Source organism: Nitrosospira multiformis (genome assembly GCF_900110185.1).
Taxonomy (GTDB): domain Bacteria; phylum Pseudomonadota; class Gammaproteobacteria; order Burkholderiales; family Nitrosomonadaceae; genus Nitrosospira; species Nitrosospira multiformis_A.
The window spans coordinates 371,132-389,254 of the sequence record NZ_FOCT01000001.1 but is presented as its reverse complement, the minus strand read 5'-3'; the positions used below and the strand labels follow the sequence as shown (position 1 = coordinate 389,254).

General features: G+C 54.1%; 15 protein-coding genes. 14 read left to right on the top strand and 1 reads right to left on the bottom strand.

Annotation, left to right across the window (positions count from 1 at the left end):
• The first annotated feature begins 24 nt into the window (after window positions 1-24).
• The 10 genes from BMY01_RS01890 (at window position 25) to BMY01_RS01840 (ending at window position 10,913) form a co-directional block, all read left to right on the top strand.
• Window positions 25-330 carry an NAD(P) transhydrogenase subunit alpha part 2 gene (locus tag BMY01_RS01890; protein WP_011380496.1) on the top strand — a complete coding sequence of 102 codons (306 nt, stop codon included), beginning with the start codon at window positions 25-27 and terminating at the stop codon, window positions 328-330.
• Window positions 331-333: 3 nt separating this feature from the next.
• Entirely contained in the window at window positions 334-1,713 is a 1,380-nt protein-coding gene (locus tag BMY01_RS01885) for an NAD(P)(+) transhydrogenase (Re/Si-specific) subunit beta (protein WP_074743871.1), read from the top strand.
• Between the two features lie 51 nt (window positions 1,714-1,764).
• A complete protein-coding gene (locus BMY01_RS01880; RefSeq protein WP_074743870.1) occupies window positions 1,765-2,583 on the top strand; it encodes a dienelactone hydrolase family protein in 819 nt (272 codons plus the stop codon).
• A 363-nt stretch (window positions 2,584-2,946) separates the two neighbouring features.
• Window positions 2,947-4,068: an alanine dehydrogenase gene (gene ald / locus BMY01_RS01875; RefSeq protein ID WP_368086221.1), complete on the top strand. Its 1,122-nt coding sequence runs from the start codon at window positions 2,947-2,949 to the stop codon at window positions 4,066-4,068.
• 490 nt (window positions 4,069-4,558) lie between these two features.
• Window positions 4,559-6,316 carry a cation:proton antiporter domain-containing protein gene (gene ybaL, locus BMY01_RS01865; protein WP_074743868.1) on the top strand — a complete coding sequence of 586 codons (1,758 nt, stop codon included), beginning with the start codon at window positions 4,559-4,561 and terminating at the stop codon, window positions 6,314-6,316.
• Window positions 6,317-6,399: 83 nt separating this feature from the next.
• Window positions 6,400-6,765, top strand: coding sequence for an arsenate reductase family protein (locus tag BMY01_RS01860; RefSeq protein ID WP_074743971.1), 366 nt, complete (start codon window positions 6,400-6,402; stop codon window positions 6,763-6,765).
• A gap of 121 nt (window positions 6,766-6,886) precedes the next feature.
• Window positions 6,887-7,300 (top strand): hypothetical protein, encoded by a 414-nt coding sequence (locus BMY01_RS01855; RefSeq protein ID WP_074743867.1) that lies wholly within the window; start codon window positions 6,887-6,889, stop codon window positions 7,298-7,300.
• Between the two features lie 190 nt (window positions 7,301-7,490).
• The gene (locus tag BMY01_RS01850; protein ID WP_074743970.1) at window positions 7,491-8,993 is read left to right on the top strand and encodes a sensor histidine kinase; all 1,503 of its coding nucleotides are present in this window, start codon (window positions 7,491-7,493) and stop codon (window positions 8,991-8,993) included.
• Between the two features lie 5 nt (window positions 8,994-8,998).
• Window positions 8,999-9,535, top strand: a complete 537-nt coding sequence (locus BMY01_RS01845) for a dihydrolipoamide acyltransferase (RefSeq protein ID WP_254772554.1) — start codon at window positions 8,999-9,001, stop codon at window positions 9,533-9,535.
• A gap of 16 nt (window positions 9,536-9,551) precedes the next feature.
• The gene (locus tag BMY01_RS01840; protein ID WP_074743865.1) at window positions 9,552-10,913 is read left to right on the top strand and encodes a sigma 54-interacting transcriptional regulator; all 1,362 of its coding nucleotides are present in this window, start codon (window positions 9,552-9,554) and stop codon (window positions 10,911-10,913) included.
• Between the two features lie 69 nt (window positions 10,914-10,982).
• Here the strand turns inward: BMY01_RS01840 and BMY01_RS01835 are convergent, their stop codons facing one another.
• Window positions 10,983-12,539 (bottom strand): LodA/GoxA family CTQ-dependent oxidase, encoded by a 1,557-nt coding sequence (locus tag BMY01_RS01835; protein ID WP_074743864.1) that lies wholly within the window; start codon window positions 12,537-12,539, stop codon window positions 10,983-10,985.
• Window positions 12,540-12,814: 275 nt separating this feature from the next.
• On the opposite strand from BMY01_RS01835, the gene BMY01_RS01830 reads away from it, so the two are divergent.
• The 4 genes from BMY01_RS01830 (at window position 12,815) to BMY01_RS01815 (ending at window position 18,062) form a co-directional block, all read left to right on the top strand.
• A complete protein-coding gene (locus BMY01_RS01830; RefSeq protein WP_081353629.1) occupies window positions 12,815-13,480 on the top strand; it encodes a dienelactone hydrolase family protein in 666 nt (221 codons plus the stop codon).
• Window positions 13,481-13,495: 15 nt separating this feature from the next.
• Window positions 13,496-14,185: a phosphoribosyltransferase gene (locus BMY01_RS01825; RefSeq protein WP_074743862.1), complete on the top strand. Its 690-nt coding sequence runs from the start codon at window positions 13,496-13,498 to the stop codon at window positions 14,183-14,185.
• Between the two features lie 80 nt (window positions 14,186-14,265).
• Complete coding sequence (locus BMY01_RS01820) at window positions 14,266-15,639, top strand: erythromycin esterase family protein (RefSeq protein ID WP_074743861.1); 1,374 nt, start codon at window positions 14,266-14,268, stop codon at window positions 15,637-15,639.
• Window positions 15,640-16,232: 593 nt separating this feature from the next.
• Window positions 16,233-18,062 carry a PEP-CTERM sorting domain-containing protein gene (locus BMY01_RS01815; protein ID WP_074743860.1) on the top strand — a complete coding sequence of 610 codons (1,830 nt, stop codon included), beginning with the start codon at window positions 16,233-16,235 and terminating at the stop codon, window positions 18,060-18,062.
• Window positions 18,063-18,123: the final 61 nt, after the last annotated feature.

Sequence of the window (18,123 nt, the reverse complement as noted above, 5' to 3'; positions counted from 1 at the left end):
GTTAACAGATTAGAAGGAGCGATCATGATTGGTGAAATTGACCCAACCATTATTAATCTCACCGTATTCGTGCTGGCCGTGTTCGTGGGTTATCACGTGGTCTGGAATGTGACTCCGGCCCTACACACGCCATTGATGTCGGTGACCAACGCAATTTCCGGCATTATTCTCGTCGGCGCCATGCTAGCCGCTGGGCCGGCGGAAACCGACTGGGGCGTATGGCTGGGGGCTGCCGCGGTAACGCTGGCCGCGATCAACGTATTCGGGGGATTTCTTGTTACCCAGCGGATGCTGGAAATGTTCAGAAAAAAAGATAAAAAAGGAAGCTAGTCAATGTCGGCAAATACGGTCGCTCTCGCGTATCTTATCGCCTCGGTTTTCTTCATCCTGGCGCTAAAAGGTTTAAGCTCGCCGCTCTCCGCCCGACGCGGGAATTTGTTCGGGATCGTCGGAATGGTAATCGCGGTCATTACCACGCTTACCATCACCAAGAACTGGGCGTTGATCATTGTCTGTATCGCGCTGGGAGGCGCCATTGGCGCCGTTGTGGCGCGGCGTGTGCAGATGACCGCGATGCCGGAACTGGTCGCGTTCATGCACTCCCTCGTCGGTCTGGCGGCGGTATTCATCGCCATCGCCGCAGTCAATAATCCCGCTTCCTTTGGTTTGCCCGAGACATTGCCGATGGGCAGCAAGCTGGAACTGTTTCTCGGCACATTCATTGGCGCCATGACCTGGTCGGGTTCGGTGATAGCCTTCCTGAAATTGTCAGGCCGGATGAGTGGCGCACCCATCACTTTCGGCGGTCAGCATAGGGTCAACCTGGCCATGGCGATTATCATGATTGGATTCGGCCTGTGGTTTTTCTTCAGCGCCACCACGAACTGGACTGCCTTCGCCACCATGACCGCGATTGCGTTTGTGCTCGGCTTTCTCATCATCATTCCGATTGGCGGCGCTGACATGCCCGTGGTCATTTCCATGCTCAATTCCTACTCCGGGTGGGCCGCGGCCGGTATCGGGTTCTCACTTGGCAATCCCATGCTGATTATCGCGGGATCTCTGGTGGGCAGTTCGGGCGCAATCCTGTCCTATATCATGTGCAAGGCGATGAACCGCCCATTCCTCTCCGTCATACTGGGCGGGTTCGGGAGTGAGGGAGGAGCCGCCGTGGCAGGGGATGGGACGCAAAAGACCTATCGCAGCGGCAGCGCGGACGATGCCGCTTTCATCATGGGAAATGCTGACAGTGTCATCATCGTGCCGGGCTACGGGCTGGCCGTGGCCAGGGCGCAGCATGCGGTGAAGGAGCTGGCGGAAATGCTGCACAAGAAAGGCGTGAATGTACGTTTTGCCATTCATCCTGTTGCAGGGCGCATGCCGGGGCACATGAACGTGCTGCTGGCCGAAGCCGAGATACCGTATGAACAGGTGCTGGAGATGGATGAGATCAACAGCGATTTTTCCAATACCGACGTGGTGCTTGTGCTTGGCGCAAACGACGTGGTGAATCCGGCTGCAAATGTGCCGGGTAGTCCGATCTACGGCATGCCCATTTTGGATGCGTATAAAGCGCGTACGGTAATGGTGGTCAAACGCAGCATGGCTGCGGGTTATGCCGGCCTGGACAACGATCTCTTCTACATGGACAAGACCATGATGATATTCGGGGATGCCAAGAAGGTCGTCGAAGACATGGTCAAGGCCCTGTAACGTCGAACATCGCCAGCAGCATCGGATGATGATGCCGGAGGTAATGACGCAGTGAGCGCAATCAAGGGTTTTTCGGAAGAACTGTTTACTGCGGACGGTCATACATTCCCGATTTTCCGGAAAGGTGGAGGGTATGGCGTCATCCTCCTGCACGAACTGCCGGGCCTTACTTCGGAGACCGTCGAATTTGCGGAATGGCTGGCAGATCGGGGATTTCACGTCGTCATGCCACTTCTGTTCGGTAGGCCCCTCCAGTCTGTGACGCTGGGCCTGCTGAAAGCGCCTTTCGTATGCATACGGAAGGAATTCAACACACTTGCGGCCGGTAAATCGAGCACCATCACCCTACCGCTTCGGACTTTGTGCCGAAAAATACATATGGAGTGCGGCGGGCCCGGTGTGGGCGCCATTGGCATGTGTTACACGGGCGGATTTGTTTTGGCCATGATGCTCGAAGCATCACTCCTCGCGCCCGTCGCCGCACAGCCGAGTTTGCCGCTCTGTCGGCCCGAAGGGCTGGATGTCGAACCCGAAGCGCTATCCTTCGCATCCGGCCGCAGGGATACGATGTCGTTACTTGGACTTCGTTTCGAGGGCGATGCGCTTTGTCCCGCGAGCCGATTCAAGCGACTGGAAGCCTCGCTTCAACCTGCGGCAGAGTCACCTGTTCCGCGCTTTCACTCTGTTACGGTGCCGGGGAAAGCGCATTCCACTCTCACGCTGGATTATCCGACGGCACTCAAAGGTGGAATCGATACCCGTGAAGTTGTGCTTCAGCACTTGCGCAAACAATTGCTCGATCCCCCCAGCCCGGATATTCCACTCAACCGGCCTGACAATTGTAGAAAGCGGTATGAACACGATATCTGATCAACCAAGGCTGAAATCTGATTTATATCATCGGCCTTCACGGGCACTGACGGTATTTTGCGGCATCTTTGCGCCCCCGCTTCGTGCCAGTAGGGCGGCTATTGGCTTGGCGCGGAATACGCGAATCTATTCCCAAAACATCTCGCCATTAACCCGTGATCCGGTGAAATATCCGGGCTAGTTCTTACCGGTTGCGGCGCCGGTCAAATATTTTTTTCGAGTGATTTCACGTCGGTTGTATACTTGAAAGGAAGATGAGAGGCGGCTTCCCGGCAACATTTGCGCGCTGTCCCTGCTAACTTTTCCAGATTCAGTCATACACAAAAAAACGTTTTCCTCATTTCCCAGTTACCCCAGTTATATATGCCCATGCTGATCGGATTGCCCAAAGAAACGAAAGACCATGAAAACAGAGTCGGCATGACTCCAAGCAACGTCAAGGCATTGACGCGCCGTGGTCACCGCGTGCTAGTGCAAAGCGGAGCGGGAGAAGGCAGTTTTCTTTCGGACGATGAATATCGCTTGGCAGGGGCTACGATTGTCCCCCGGGCGGAAGATGCGTGGGCAGCGCAGCTCGTGGTCAAGGTCAAGGAACCGATTCCTGCGGAATACGGTTACCTGCATCGGGACATGATCCTTTTCACTTATCTTCATCTGGCCTCGGACCGCCCTCTTGTCGAGGCTTTGCTCGCGAGCGGCGTTACGGCTGTGGCTTACGAAACGGTGCAAACCGCAGATGGGAAATTGCCACTGCTGGCACCCATGAGCGAGGTGGCGGGACGCATGGCTACTCAAATCGGCGCGACCTATCTGCAAAAAACACAAGGGGGACGAGGCGTGTTGATGGGCGGTGTCCCTGGTGTGGCTGCGGCCAACGTCGCCATTCTCGGTGCGGGCATTGTGGGAACGAACGCTGCCCGCGTGGCTGCGGGATGTGGCGCTCAGGTCACCGTGCTGGATGTGAGCCACGACCGTCTGAAATACCTGGATGACATATATCGCGGGCAATTGCAGACGCGTTTCAGCGATGAATACAATATCGAGGAAGCGGTCTACAACGCCGATCTTGTCATCGGTGCGGTTTTGATCCCCGGGGGACGAACCCCCTGGCTGGTAACGGCGGATATGTTGCCGAAAATGCGAAGAGGATTGGTTATCGTCGATGTGGCAGTGGATCAGGGGGGATGCATTGAAACAAGCCGGCCTACTACCCATAGCAATCCAACCTATGAGATCGACGGGGTAGTGCATTATTGTGTCGCGAACATGCCGAGCGCCGTTCCTCGTACCAGTACCTTCGCGCTTAGTATTCAGACGGCGATCTATGTCGTGCAGCTGGCGGATGAAGGTGTGGATGCGGTCAGAAAAAATCCGGCATTGAAATTCGGAATGAACACGCATCGCGGATCGGTTACTTATCCCGCTATTGCGCAGGAATTTGATATGCGATATGTCGATCCCTTGCAGGCGCTGGGGAATGCCTGATCAAAATCCTAACTTTGGGAATATCGGGAGAGCAAGATGAAATTTACCCACTCGACATTTCTCGTCATACTGTTCGCCCCGTTGTTCCTGGCAAGCCAGACTTTGCCATTACCCCTGACCTGGGCAAATATTTTGCGGAATGGATCATGAAGCCATGAATGATATGGGCGGGGAAGTTTCTCCGATACCGGAGATGGAGATCTTGGCCATGATGCTTGCCAGGTTGGGACTTCTGGCCGGTCAAGCGCGGTCCGCCCCAGAGACTAAGGTCAACCGAGCCCCTGACAGACTTCACTACTTGGGGTCTGGCATTTTCACGCGTTCACAATAATTAATAAAACAAAAAGTCGTTTTCCATGTCGGCGCACGCCGCATTCATACCACTGATCGCGTTCCTGTATCAGTTTTGGACCCTGTCCAGGCAAATTCCCGATAAACCCATCAGAAAAAGGGGTTTATCATGGTTTCCTTACTACCTCCGGCAAATCCCATGCCTCACAGCTTTACCCTGATTACTACCATTGCTGTCAGCTTCGGCCTTGCCCTGCTGATGGGAGTGATCGCTAACCGGCTGAAGTTGCCCGTCCTGGTGGGCTATCTGACCGCAGGCGTCATCATGAGCGCCAACACACCGGGGTTCGTCGCCGATATGGAGCTTTCAGGTCAACTGGCGGAAATCGGCGTCATTTTACTGATGTTCGGAGTGGGATTGCATTTCTCGCTCAAGGATCTGTTGGCGGTGCGTCGTATCGCTTTGCCTGGTGCTCTCGTTCAGATTAGCGTCGCTACGGCCTTCGGTGCCGCTGTTGCTCTTTCCTGGGGCTGGAATCCGGCCATCAGTATCGTATATGGCGTGTCGCTTTCGACCGCGAGCACCGTTGTATTGCTGAGAGCCCTGGAGCAGCGGGGCTTGCTCAAATCAGTCAATGGTTCGATTGCAGTGGGATGGCTGATCGTTGAAGATGTGGCGATGGTTCTTGTTCTTGTATTGCTGCCCCCGCTTGCGGACTGGTTGCACAGCGACGCGAGTGGTGCCACTACGGATGTATCGAGCCTAAGTTTGCTGATCTCGGTACTGTTTACTTTTGGCAAGGTGGCTATTTTCATTGCGCTGATGCTTGTCGTGGGAAGGCGCGTTTTTCCCAGATTGCTTTGGTATGTTGCCAGCACCAACTCCAACGAACTCTTCATCCTGAGCGTGATCGCTGTTGCGATAGGCATCGCCTATGGTTCGGCCACGCTCTTCGGCGTTTCGTTCGCGCTGGGCGCGTTCTTTGCCGGCATGGTCATGAGGGAATCGGATCTCAGTCATCGTGCCGCTCATGAATCGCTGCCCCTTCGGGATGCGTTCTCGGTTTTGTTTTTTGTCTCCGTGGGAATGCTGCTCGATCCCGATGTACTGATAGAGCAGCCTCTTCACCTTGTCGCCACACTCGCCATCATCATCATTGTCAAATCGCTCGCTGCCTTCCTGCTGGTACTCGCCTTCCGTTATCCCTTGAATACTGCGCTTACTGTATCAGCCAGCCTGGCGCAGATCGGGGAATTCTCTTTTATCCTTGCCGGTCTGGGAGTGTCGCTCGGACTCCTGCCGGTTGAAGCGCAGAGTCTCATACTCGCAGCAGCCTTCATCTCGATCACATTGAATCCGCTGATATTCAAGCTGGTTGAACCGGCGCAGGCATGGATACGTTCCCGTTCCGGAGTGGCGCGCATCCTTGAACGTTCGGACGATCCCCTGGCGGAGTTGCCGACCACTGTCACATCAAGTTATGTTACGAACCATGTCGTGCTGGTGGGATATGGGCGCGTAGGCGGACACATCGGTGAAACACTCAAGAAAGAGGGAGTTCCCCTGGTTGTGGCCGAGCAGAATCGGGAGACCGTCGAAGGGTTGCGCAAACGCGGCATTCACGCCGTCGCGGGAGATGCCGCGGAGCCCGCGGTGCTTATCCAGGCGCACATCGCGCGGGCTGCGATGCTGGTGATCGCGGTTCCCGATACACTGCGCGCTCGCCGAATGATCGAAACTGCACGTATACTTAACCCACCGATCGGGATTATTGTGCGTACACATAACGAAGAAGAGGCAGCGCTGCTGAGAAAGGAAAGCGGAGGAATGGTGTTTCTCGGGGAACACGAACTTGCGTTCAGCATGGTCCGGCATGTGCTGGCCAACTTCCCCAAAACCGACAGGGATGCCGAGCATCCAGGACACGAACGGATAAAGCGGCAAGGTTTGACTTAGGTTTGACTTGAATGCATTTTCATCGTTTCGCCGGCGAATTACCGAATCCGGATCGGAGTTCGGAATATAGGAAGGAGAATTCAATGACCGACAAGATTACCATTTATCAGAAACCGACATGCAGCAAATGCCGGGCTACGCTCGCTCTGCTGAAAGAAAGCGGGGAAGAGTTCGATGCAGTCAACTATTATGACGCACGGCTGACCGTTGAACGGCTGCGCGAACTGATTGACAAGCTTGGTATTCCGATAATGGATGTATTGCGTCGCGAGGAATCGCTCGCACACGACCTCAAGCTTGTTGAGCGGCACCGGGCAGGGCAGTTATCCGATGAGGAATTGATGAAAATCATGGTTGAGAACCCGGATCTGATTCAGCGTCCCATCGTTGTAAGAGGCAATCAGGCGGTGCTATGCCGTCCGCCGGAGAATGTAACGAAGTTGTTGTAACATATCCTTTTCAAAGCCGGCATCCGTTGACACGGTTTGCGCCCATGAAAGGGATGTGCCCTGGAGCCGGGGAAACTCGCGAATCAATTTGTGATATGCTAACCATGTACGGAAAGCGATAATGAATTTCAGGTTAATCAAAGCGTTAAGGATAATTGCCTGCCTTATTCCCGCTGCCCTGGCAGGAACTACCGCCGCCATTGCTGCGGAAGCCGAATGTTCCGGATGCCTTTGCCCTGGAAATCCCTGCCGGTTGTGTCCGTTGCCACCTTCAAAAAATGCTCCGGCGATGCAGGACGAACCGGACGCCTGTCGCAAGATCAGGGAAAAAGTGCCGCTGGTTTCCGCAAATACCGACCCGGACGAGCATTACGCGAGCCTGGATAAATCGATCATGGAATGTGTAAGAAATGGTGGTGACGTTGTCATGAATTCACGGCGGAACAAGGAGTTTCCTTCCAAGCATTATTGCAAACCTTATCTTGCTCCCGGCGCCTCCAGTGCCACAGCGAATTCGTCCCGGACGAAAAAATAGAAATCAGAAAAGGCCGCATACTCCGACGTACTGGATAGAACCAGTAAGCATCCTGCATTAGCGCTGCCGAATCCCGGCACTTCCGATCGTTTGAACTACCACAAGGGGGTTTCCAAGCCTGAGTGGCAGAATCAGTATGTGGCATGCAAATAAAATTGCTTCGATTCCTCAAAGGAACCAAAGAAGAGAAATGATTGCCCCCGTGGAAGCCGGAAGACAGGATAGCGTAAGCGGTTCGTGGGTAAGACTGCGGCGTAAGCCCAAATCCTTCGTCAAACTCATTCTGCTGGGCTTTGCTCTGGTCGGCTTGCCACTGATCGTCGCGCTCATCAATAGCGCTTTTTCCATTGACCGGTTGGCAAATCAGAGCCGGAAGGCGGTATATCAGGCGGCGGAGATTGCGCACAGTAGCCGCGCTCTTGCGGATGAAATTGCGAATATGGAGCGGGCAGTGCGCCAGACTCACATTCTGGGTGATACTGCCCTGCTGGAGGGTTATTTCCGCGGGCATGCCGGATTCGAGAAAATCGCTGCGGGCCTTGCCGGGCTCTCCCTCAGCGACGAGCAGAGACGATTGCTGGTGCAATTGAAATCAGAGGAAGCCGCCATTTTCGAGGAAGTTTCGGCCGTCAAGCAATCCCCGGAAGAGTTGCGTAAACTGATCGGCAACTTCGGTCATCTGCGGGATTCCGCACGCTTCTTTTTCTCACTCGGGTACGCGCTCATAGAGCGCGAGGTGGATGAAATGCAGGATATGGCAGGATCCGCGCGCTTTACCGTTGGCTGGCAACTGCTTGCACTGATTCCATTTGCCATATTGCTCGCCTTCTTTTTTTCCTTCCGGATCGCCCGTCCGATCCGCCAGATTGAAGAGGCCATTCGCAGCATGGGGCAGGGGAAGCTGCATAAGGCGATTCGAGTGGATGGTCCCCAGGACCTGGTTTATTTTGGCGAAAGACTGGACTGGATGAGGCAGCGCCTGCTAAAGCTCGAAGAACAGAAGACGCGGTTTCTGCAGCATGTTTCTCACGAACTCAAGACCCCGCTGACAGCCATGCGGGAAGGGGCGGATTTGCTCGTAGAAGGCGTGGCTGGCAAGCTGACGGAAGAGCAGCAGCGTGTTGCCAGTATTCTTCACAGCAATAGCCTGCAGTTGCAGCGGCGCATCGAGGATTTGCTGAGTTATAGCGCCCTCCAGACCGAGAAAGCCGCACTGGTGAAACAGGAGGTGGGTTTGAAGAAGATTCTGGATGCGGTATTGCACGATCAGAATCTCATCATTATGAACAAAGGTCTGCGAATGGATTTGTCTTGTCCGGAAGTGATGCTGGAGTGTGAACCGCAAAAAGTCAAAGTGATTGTGGACAATCTTTTATCGAACGCCGTGAAATTCTCACCCAGGGGAGGATGCATCCGCATCTGGACAAGTGAGACAGCAGGGATTGCACAACTGGATATAGTGGACCCTGGACCCGGAGTGGATGATGCCGATCGGGAGAAAGTATTCGAACCGTTCTATCAGGGGCGGAGAGTGCTCGACAGCCACGTGAGGGGAACGGGCTTGGGATTGTCGATCGCCCGGGAGTACGCGCTTGCGCATGGCGGGAACATCGAGCTTGTACCGCTGGCTGACCGCGGCGCCCACTTCCGGCTCACTCTCCCCGTTCACGATGTGCCTGAGGGATCGGCATGAGGAGCATGGTGTGCATACGAGAACTAGGGCTGGTTCCGCCGATAGCGGCGTTGATGTTTCTGACCGCGTGCGTAGCCATTGAAAGCGTTGAAAGCCCGCGGGCTGTCGAACCACCGCCGACCGAACTGGTTATGACGGGGCAGATGGATGATATGATGGAGTTTTATGATTCCATCCGCAAGCAGTCGCCGGCGGAGGTGAGCCGGGTATACGACAAGGCGAAACAGAGCTTCATGCGGAACAAAAGCGATACCAACCGCGCCCGTCTGGTATTGCTTCTCATCCTGCCGAATACGTCATTTCGAGACGTTACCTCTGCAATGCATCTGCTCAACGAATGGCCGAAGGACTCGAAATCGGCAAATAATTTGCAGAGTTTCAAAAACCTGCTGGCCGGCTTGCTTGCGGAGCAACAACGACTGAGTCACAGCATCGAGGAACTTTCGCAGAAATTGAAAGATGAGCAGAAGCGTGTAGAAACCCTGCAGAGTCAGATCGATGCCATAAAAAGCATGGAAAAGAATCTGCTTAAGGAATTGTAAAGAAACGTAAAAAATCATGTCCGATGCAAAACCCAAAATTCTGATCGTTGACGACGACACCGATCTGCTTGAGTTGCTGACCATGCGCCTTACAGCGGCGGGATACAAAGTGGACGCTGTCCCAAGCGCAGAGGCGGCCCTGAACTATCTGGATGTGTCCCGTCCCCAACTGGTCATCAGCGATATGCAGATGAGCGGTATGGACGGCATGGCATTGTTTGAACAAATCCATCGCTCCTTGCCGACCTTGCCGGTGATCATACTCACGGCGCACGGGACGATTCCCGATGCCGTCACGGCTGTCCAGCGAGGGGTATTCGGCTATCTTGCCAAACCTTTTGACAGCAAGACGTTGCTGGCCAATATCAGTCAGGCGCTCAAGTTCGTTCCGGGCGCCGTATCGCAGAAAGAACTGTCGCAAGCACCGTGGCGCAAGAATATCATCACCCAGAGCGCTGTCATGGAGGATCTTCTTACCCGGGCGGGACTGGTTGCGGAAGGTGATGCCAGCGTGCTGATCTATGGAGAAAGCGGAGTGGGCAAGGAGCTGTTCGCGCATGCCATACATGATGCATCCAAACGCTCCGATCATCCGTTTGTGGCCATCAATTGCGCGGCCATTCCGGAACAGTTGCTGGAATCCGAGCTGTTCGGGCATGTCAAAGGGGCATTTACCGGGGCTGTCAGGGATCATAAGGGTTTATTCCAGCTGGCTGAGGGGGGCACTCTCTTCCTTGATGAAATCGGCGATATGCCGGTTTTGCTTCAGGTCAAGCTGTTGCGTGTACTGCAGGAAAGGCAGGTGCGCCCGGTTGGGTCGGCGCAATCGATCCCGGTGGATGTGCGTATTATTTCGGCCACTCACCGTGATTTGAAAACAGAAATCGCTGCTGGAACATTTCGGGAAGATCTGTATTACAGACTGGACGTGGTATCACTTACCATCCCGGTTCTGGCGCAGAGGCGCGAAGATATTCCTTTACTGATAAATTACTTCCTCAGCACGTTTTCAGAGAAATACCAGAAAAATATCAACGGTTTTTCTCCCGAGGCAATGGAAACACTGGTTGCCGCATCCTGGCCCGGCAATGTGCGCCAACTCATGAATGTCGTCGAGAGATGCGTTGCATTGAGTACTGCACCCCTTATTTCGCCGGTGCTGGTCTACGATGCGATGCACCGGGAAGAAGAGCAACTCGTGTCTTTCGAGGATGCGCGCAGAAGTTTTGAACGGGATTATCTGGTGCGCGTACTTAAAATCACGGGAGGAAACGTTACCCAGGCAGCACGCCTCGCCAAGCGCAATCGCACGGAGTTCTACAAGCTGCTGCAGCGATATCAGCTCGATCCATCCGTCTTCAAGCAAGCGCAGGTTTGAGAAAAGGAAGGACTGGACTAAACGCTACAGGTTCTACTGGCGGTCCTCCTTTTTCCCTTCCTGGCCGGGTCAGGTCTGACCCGCGATGGGTCTGCGCTCATCCTCGACATATTGGTCGCCTTTCTTCACGATAAAGCCCAGTTCGGTCCACCACCGGACCATGTCAACATAGTCCTCTATGCCGCGGGAAAATGGTCGCAGCCCGGAGGCGGTGAGGACATCGACAGGGCGTTGGGCTGGCCACCACAGCTCTCCGCAAGCCAGAAAATCCGCCTGCCAGGGTAACGCCATGCGTTCCGTCAGAAAACCCGGAGGAAGTGTCTGCCTGATTCGAAAAGGCGCCTGGTAAGTTCCTGCTTGCGCGATCACGTACGTGACTTCGATCCCGGGAAAGAACGGCGCCCCGATGCATCCTTCCAGGGCAGCGCGGGTTAAAGCGTCCGGCTGCTGATTCAATGGCAATTCGTCGAAAGCGACCGGTGTCGGTTCGCCCGTCCAGTCCGCTTCGAAATCGCCCTGTGCCCATTTTTCCATGAGCGCATACTGATATTCCGTGAGCGCGGTGTATTCTCCTCGCTCAGGGTTATCCGGATCCAATCCGCTGTTCACTTTAGGCATGCTGGGTGGCGTCTGGCGCGGCGGGGTATTGGGATCAACATGAGTGTTGGGTTTCGTCAGCCAGCTTAAGACCGTCTCGCGCGCGGACCTTCCATTCTCGGTCTTGTCCGCGAGTTTGCTCAATCGAGCCGGATTCAGAAAATTGCCGGTGCCCCCGTGATGCCGGTTTCTCTCCTCGACTACCCAGTGAATCATCACCACGCGCTTCAGAATGGGGTAAATGTGGCGGGTGAACGATGGCACATTTTTTATGAGGAGGGGAGCGAAGTTTCTGGAGGCGACGTTGACGGCCTGATCGTACCAGGTGGTTACGTTTTCAATGCCGGGCGCGTAGGAAGGGGGAGCGACGACAACCCACGCGCCTTCTTCGGCAGTAACGGGCGCTTCTCCCTCGACCTCCACCACGGCATTCACCGGACCGTCGGAAACACCATCGTACCAGCCATCGTTGTTGGCAAAGCTGTTCAACCCCCTGCCCAGGGGAGAGCCTGACTTGCCTGGACCGCCGACAACGACCAGCCGCCCATTTTCGTCCGTGAGCATGCGCCCAAACTCGATCTTTGCACTGCCTTCGACGTTGCCATTCCTTATGAAATCTATTTCTCCACTCAATGGAACAGTGGGTTTGCTCTTTCCCGATATTGACTGTAATCCCGCATCGACAATGAGTCCCGCGCGATCATATCCTGGATTCCGTGGCGAACCTCCAGGACCGCCAGGAGGAAAATTTCCCCCTGCTGCTTTGCTATTGACGAGGTGAACGTTCCATCTAATCGTTGTTTTTTCATTCGCAACGATTTCGCTGTCGATGATTTCTTTGCCGAAATCATCCCGGATGAATTTATAAATCCTGAATCGGACTGCCTGCGGCTTTATTTTTCCGGAATTGTCGCGGTAGGGACCAGGGGGAACGATTCCGGGAGATTCGGGACCCAAAAAATACGCGCTCTCGCTGTTTCCTATGCGCGCGATTCCTACTGCCGGATAAATGCGATAGACCGTTTTCATTCGAGTCGCTTCCCTTTCCGTTGATTGTGCGGCGAATATCGGTTACTCCAAATCATAGCTGCTGCCACAAATATTTCCGTACTTTCTTTGTTGCTACCGCTTTCTATACTTCTCAGCTGGTTTGGTGAAATATCGGGAAACTCACTATGTTGGGCAACGAACGGAAAAGGAAGCCAACGTCGTAAATACTATCTGAATAACCAGATCGTTTTGTCGCATTGCTCCTTTTGCTTTTGTTAATGGGTATCCGCGTTTAATCACTAGGGATGTGTGCTATGAACTCCTTGTATGATGACGTTTCTGAAGCCCGGGCTGTTCGCATCCCGGCGAGCGGTGTGGTGCTGAATGCTGATCTGACGATGCCGCCCCACCCGCGGGCCATTATTGCCTTCGCTCATGGCAGCGGCAGCAGCCGGCACAGCATTCGCAATCGCTATGTAGCGGAAATGTTGAACGCATATAACTTCGCCACTCTCCTTGCTGATCTCCTGACTGAAGAGGAGGAAGTTACTGACATGCGCACGCGGCATCTGCGGTTCGATATTCCGATGCTCGCGGACAGGTTGATCGATATCGCTGCCTGGCTCCAGCAGGAGTCGCAGACGACAGATTTGAAAATAGGCTGGTTTGGAGCGAGCACCGGCGCTGGGGCAGCGCTGATTGCAGCGGCGCAGCGTCCGGAAAATATCATGGCCGTGGTTTCACGAGGTGGACGTCCCGATCTCGCGGGTGCTTATTTACCGGAGGTTGTAGCGCCTGTACTTCTCATCGTGGGGGAAAACGATCCGCAGGTTCTGGAGCTGAACAAGGAAGCGCTTGCCCGCCTCAATACCGAATCGAAACTGGAAATCGTGCCGAACGCCACTCATCTGTTTGAAGAACCGGGAACGCTGGAGGCAGCTGCCGGTCTTGCCGCAGAATGGTTTCAGAACCATTGCTAGATCGGCAATAAAGCCATGCCGGGCACCGTATATCACTTTGCAGACAGAGCCGAAGCAGGGAGGATGCTGGGGGAAGCGTTGTCGATCTACGCTGGAAGAACCGACGTCCTTGTTCTGGCGCTTCCACGCGGCGGGGTACCGGTTGCTTACGAGATTGCGCGGGCGCTGGCCGTACCGCTAGATATATGGCTTGTACGGAAACTGGGTGTGCCGGGCCAGGAGGAACTGGCGATGGGAGCAATGGCGGGGACAGACACTCTTGTCCTCAACAAGGAAATCATCAAACTTCTGAATATCGATGAGGGTTCCATCGATGCTGTCATAGCCAGGGAGCGGACTGAGCTGGAGCGGCGCAATAAGCTTTATCGTAGAGGCATGCCTGCCCCGGACATTCAGGGGAAAACAATCATTCTCGTCGATGACGGTCTAGCTACGGGTGCGACCGTGCGCGCTGCCATTGTTTCTTTACGCGAAGCCGGCGCTGCAAGAATCGTTGTGGCTGTACCCGTCGGCACAACATCGGCATGTCGAAAAATCCGCCAGGAGGCGGACGATCTCGTGTGCCTGTATACGCCCGAACCTTTTTTCGGGGTAGGGCAATGGTATGACAATTTCATGCAGACTCCGGATGAGGAGGTGCTGGCGCTCCTGGAGCAGGAAACAACCTCTCGGCGAACAACCGAAACTCCAAAGAGAGTGACTTAAGGGGAGACTCAAGGAGGAACTTAAAGGAGACTGAGGGAATTACAGGATTCGGTCGCCTGAGGGTCAAGGAGGATTTCATTATGGCTAATATCGATTTTGATTACCATTTGATCGATGTGCTGGAGCAGGACGCGCATACTGTTGCAGAATACAGTGCTGGTCATGAGTTGATACGCGCAGTACGCGAGCATGTGCAGGGAAAAAAATTTGTCCTGATCGGTGAAGCGAGTCACGGTACAGCCGAATTTTATCGCCTGCGGGCTGAAATTACTCAACACCTCATTGTCGAGGACGGATTCGATGCTGTTGCAGTCGAGGCGGACTGGCCGGATGCTTATCGGGTCAACCGTTTTGTTGCCGACCGATCGGAAGACAAGGATGCGGATGCAGCCTTGTCCAATTTCGAACGGTTTCCCACGTGGATGTGGAGGAATACCGAAGTATTCGCTTTCATCACATGGTTGCGCAACTATAACCAGGAGACGGGGAGACACAAGCGCGAGCAACAGGAACCGGTGGGGTTTTATGGACTCGATTTATACAGTATGACAACCTCGATGCGGGCAGTGCTGGCATATCTGGATAAGGTCGACCCGGAAGAAGCTCTCGCTGCCCGCGCGCGCTACGGTTGCTTTGGCCAATTCATCGAAAATCCGCAGGCGTATGGTTATGCCATTGCGTCCGGCCGGTGGGACTCGTGCGAGCAGGAAGTGATCGCACAGCTCATGCAGCTTCAGCGAAAAGGACGGCTTTACGTTGAAAAGGATGGCGTGTTTGCCGGAAATGAATATTTTTCGGCGCAGCAGAATGCCGAGCTGGTAAAAAATGCGGAGAAGTATTATCGCGCCATGTTCAGGGGAAGGCCCAATACCTGGAACCTGAGAGACCGGCATATGTTTGAGACGCTCGAGAAGCTCGCCAGCCATCTGGAAGACCAACTGAAGCGGGAAGCGCGCATCATTGTCTGGGCCCACAATTCTCATCTGGGCAATGCGGCGGCCACCGAGATGGGGCGGCGCGGCGAATTCAACATCGGCCAGCTCGTAACCGAGAAATATCGGGATAAGTCATTCCGCATCGGATTTTCGACGAGCCGAGGCAGCGTGACCGCGGCAACTGATTGGGACGGACCTGCCGAAACGAAAACCGTCCGCGAACCGCTTGCAGGCAGTTACGAAGAAATTTTTTCGCAACTCGCCAAGAAACGTTTCTTTTTCGATCTCACCACCGATGGCGAAGCCATGGAGTTCCTGCGGGAGGAGCGGCTGCAACGGGCCATCGGAGTGATCTACCGACCTGAAACCGAGAGGATGAGTCATTACTTCTATGCCTGTCTCCCGCAGCAATTCGATTTCATGATTCATCTCGACAAGACGGAAGCGCTACAACCGTTACCCGCATTCGTCCACCGCCGGGCGGGCGAATTGGATGAGACTTATCCTTCAGGCTTGTAGGGGACCGTGTTTCTCGATTCCTGATTCCTTAAGGTGGCCGTGCAGGAAGCGAAGCGCACTGCACTCCAATCGTTCAAGCGAACCGCTTGCATGGGGAGCTGAGCAAGCCATCTCCTCGCATTTTCTACTCCTCAAAGTTGAAAATACTCCTTTGCCGGTCTTCCGTCTACGGACTGGATCGCGCTCCTTACCTTTCGGTCAAGCTTTCGGCCTTATACCTGAACCATACCAGAAGCCCTCAACCCTTTCCCTTTTCTGCATTCCATTGTCGAACAATTCTGTCTGAGAGACAGCATCAATGCCAGTAGGTGAAAGGCGTAATCATGCCTCAAATTTAGGTTTCTCCACCCCTATAACCGAGATTAACCGAGTTTTTCTCCTGTTCGAGAATTGTTGCCAAACAGTATCTGATCATCTGCTCTGATTTCAGCTACCCGAAAATCCGCCTTCGCTATCTTCGATATATGAATTCACACTCAATGCCTCGATTTCCTTGCTTTTTGAAAAATGCGGTCTATTTTAAAAATGTTGCCTTGTAGATAAAAAGAAGCCGTGAACAGACAAAAATCAAATGAACTCGGAGGAGGCATAAAATGAAAAATACGAAGAACAATCATCAGGGTATAAAAATTGAATCCGTGAGCCGCAACGTTTTTCAGATACTGCCGATCGCAGCAGCGATGGCTGCATCCGGCGTTATTCAACCCGCTTTTGCTGTTGATCGCACATGGTTTGGTGGCACAGGAGAGTTTGGAGTCGATACGAACTGGTCGCCCACGGGTGTGCCGGGCAGCGGTGATAAGGCAATTATCGACAGCGGGATCTCCACTCTGTCATTCAACACATCGATAACGAGTGTTGATTTATCAGGAGGCGCCCTTGGAGGTACAGGCAACCTTATGCTCAGCGGTTTGAGTACCTGGACGGGGGGTTCCATTACGGGTGGGGCCACCACGACCTTTAACAGCACGCTGGAGCTAAGCGGCAACGGCGCCAAGGTTATTTCAGGCGGGCGCACAGTGAATGCTGGCAACACTACCTGGAGCGGCAATACAGGCAACGGGGCCAACGATATCTTCTTCAACAACGGCACCTTCAACAACACCGGGACCTATACGGACACCAATGCCTTTAATGATCAGATGGCGGGCACTGGGACATTCAACAACAGCGGGACTTACAACAAGCAGACCAATACGCTTACCAACATTGGCGGGGGCGTGGGGTTCAATAACACGGGAACGGTGAATGTCAATGCGGGGACCTTGCGCCTGCAAGGGAGCGGCACTCACAGCGGCAGTTTTGCCATTGCCGATGGTGCAACCCTTGATCTCAACTTTGGCACCCACAACCTGAACGGTGTAACAACCAGCGGTGGCGGCACGTTTGAGATAAGTGGAGGCACGGCTAATCTCAATGGAGGCAGCCACACTTCGAAATTTCTGCTTTCAGGCGGAGCATTGGCGGGTACCAGCACACCCATTGGTGGTGCTGCTACCTGGACGGGGGGTTCCATTACGGGTGGGGCCACCACGACCTTTAACAGCACGCTGGAGCTAAGCGGCAACGGCGCCAAGGTTATTTCAGGCGGGCGCACAGTGAATGCTGGCAACACTACCTGGAGCGGCAATACAGGCAACGGGGCCAACGATATCTTCTTCAACAACGGCACCTTCAACAACACCGGGACCTATACGGACACCAATGCCTTTAATGATCAGATGGCGGGCACTGGGACATTCAACAACAGCGGGACTTACAACAAGCAGACCAATACGCTTACCAACATTGGCGGGGGCGTGGGGTTCAATAACACGGGAACGGTGAATGTGCAGGCGGGTGTGTTTAATGTAGCCCACGCCATGAATAACGCTGGAACGATAAATATCAGCGCGGGAGCAAGCTTCCAGTCTTCTTGTGGAGGTGCGGATTGTTTCGTTAACACGGAGATTATACAAGGCAACGGTACAGTTATCACACCGACGTCTGGTTTATCCAATAGCGGTGCAATCAATCCTGGCGATGGCATCGGTCATCTCACGATCGACGGCGATCTCACTCAAGGCTCAGGCGGTGTAATCAACTTCGAGCTTGCCAGTCTGAGCAGTTTTGACCAGTTAACGGTTACCGACGATGTAACATTCGGTGGAGTAATCGGCATAGGGAATCTAGGCTACGCGCCTGTTGTGGGTGACAGCTTTGTGGTAGCTACTTTCGATGAGCGCTTGGCAAATTCGACATTCACCGAGGTCGACACGCATGAATTTGGTTCGGGCGTAACTTTTGGCGTGAGTTACCACGAGCACGATGTGACATTAACAGTAACCGCAGTGCCAGAGCCGGAGCAATATGCTTTGTTTCTTACCGGACTGGGTTTGATGGGTGTGATGGCGCGCCGACGGAGGAATCATATCCGAGGGTGACACTATCGCCGCTCTTATCGAGTTGACCGTGATCTGGAAAAAAAATACAAAACGTAGACAT

Bases quoted from the DNA above. Each gene is read 5' to 3' on its own strand.
- BMY01_RS01890 (WP_011380496.1), top strand. From the start codon at position 25: ATGATTGGTGAAATTGACCCAACCATTATTAATCTCACCGTATTCGTG.
- BMY01_RS01885 (WP_074743871.1), top strand. From the start codon at position 334: ATGTCGGCAAATACGGTCGCTCTCGCGTATCTTATCGCCTCGGTTTTC.
- ald (WP_368086221.1), top strand. From the start codon at position 2,947: ATGCCCATGCTGATCGGATTGCCCAAAGAAACGAAAGACCATGAAAAC.
- ybaL (WP_074743868.1), top strand. From the start codon at position 4,559: ATGCCTCACAGCTTTACCCTGATTACTACCATTGCTGTCAGCTTCGGC.
- BMY01_RS01860 (WP_074743971.1), top strand. From the start codon at position 6,400: ATGACCGACAAGATTACCATTTATCAGAAACCGACATGCAGCAAATGC.
- BMY01_RS01855 (WP_074743867.1), top strand. From the start codon at position 6,887: ATGAATTTCAGGTTAATCAAAGCGTTAAGGATAATTGCCTGCCTTATT.
- BMY01_RS01850 (WP_074743970.1), top strand. From the start codon at position 7,491: ATGATTGCCCCCGTGGAAGCCGGAAGACAGGATAGCGTAAGCGGTTCG.
- BMY01_RS01845 (WP_254772554.1), top strand. From the start codon at position 8,999: ATGGTGTGCATACGAGAACTAGGGCTGGTTCCGCCGATAGCGGCGTTG.
- BMY01_RS01840 (WP_074743865.1), top strand. From the start codon at position 9,552: ATGTCCGATGCAAAACCCAAAATTCTGATCGTTGACGACGACACCGAT.
- BMY01_RS01835 (WP_074743864.1), bottom strand. From the start codon at position 12,539: ATGAAAACGGTCTATCGCATTTATCCGGCAGTAGGAATCGCGCGCATA.
- BMY01_RS01830 (WP_081353629.1), top strand. From the start codon at position 12,815: ATGAACTCCTTGTATGATGACGTTTCTGAAGCCCGGGCTGTTCGCATC.
- BMY01_RS01825 (WP_074743862.1), top strand. From the start codon at position 13,496: ATGCCGGGCACCGTATATCACTTTGCAGACAGAGCCGAAGCAGGGAGG.
- BMY01_RS01820 (WP_074743861.1), top strand. From the start codon at position 14,266: ATGGCTAATATCGATTTTGATTACCATTTGATCGATGTGCTGGAGCAG.
- BMY01_RS01815 (WP_074743860.1), top strand. From the start codon at position 16,233: ATGAAAAATACGAAGAACAATCATCAGGGTATAAAAATTGAATCCGTG.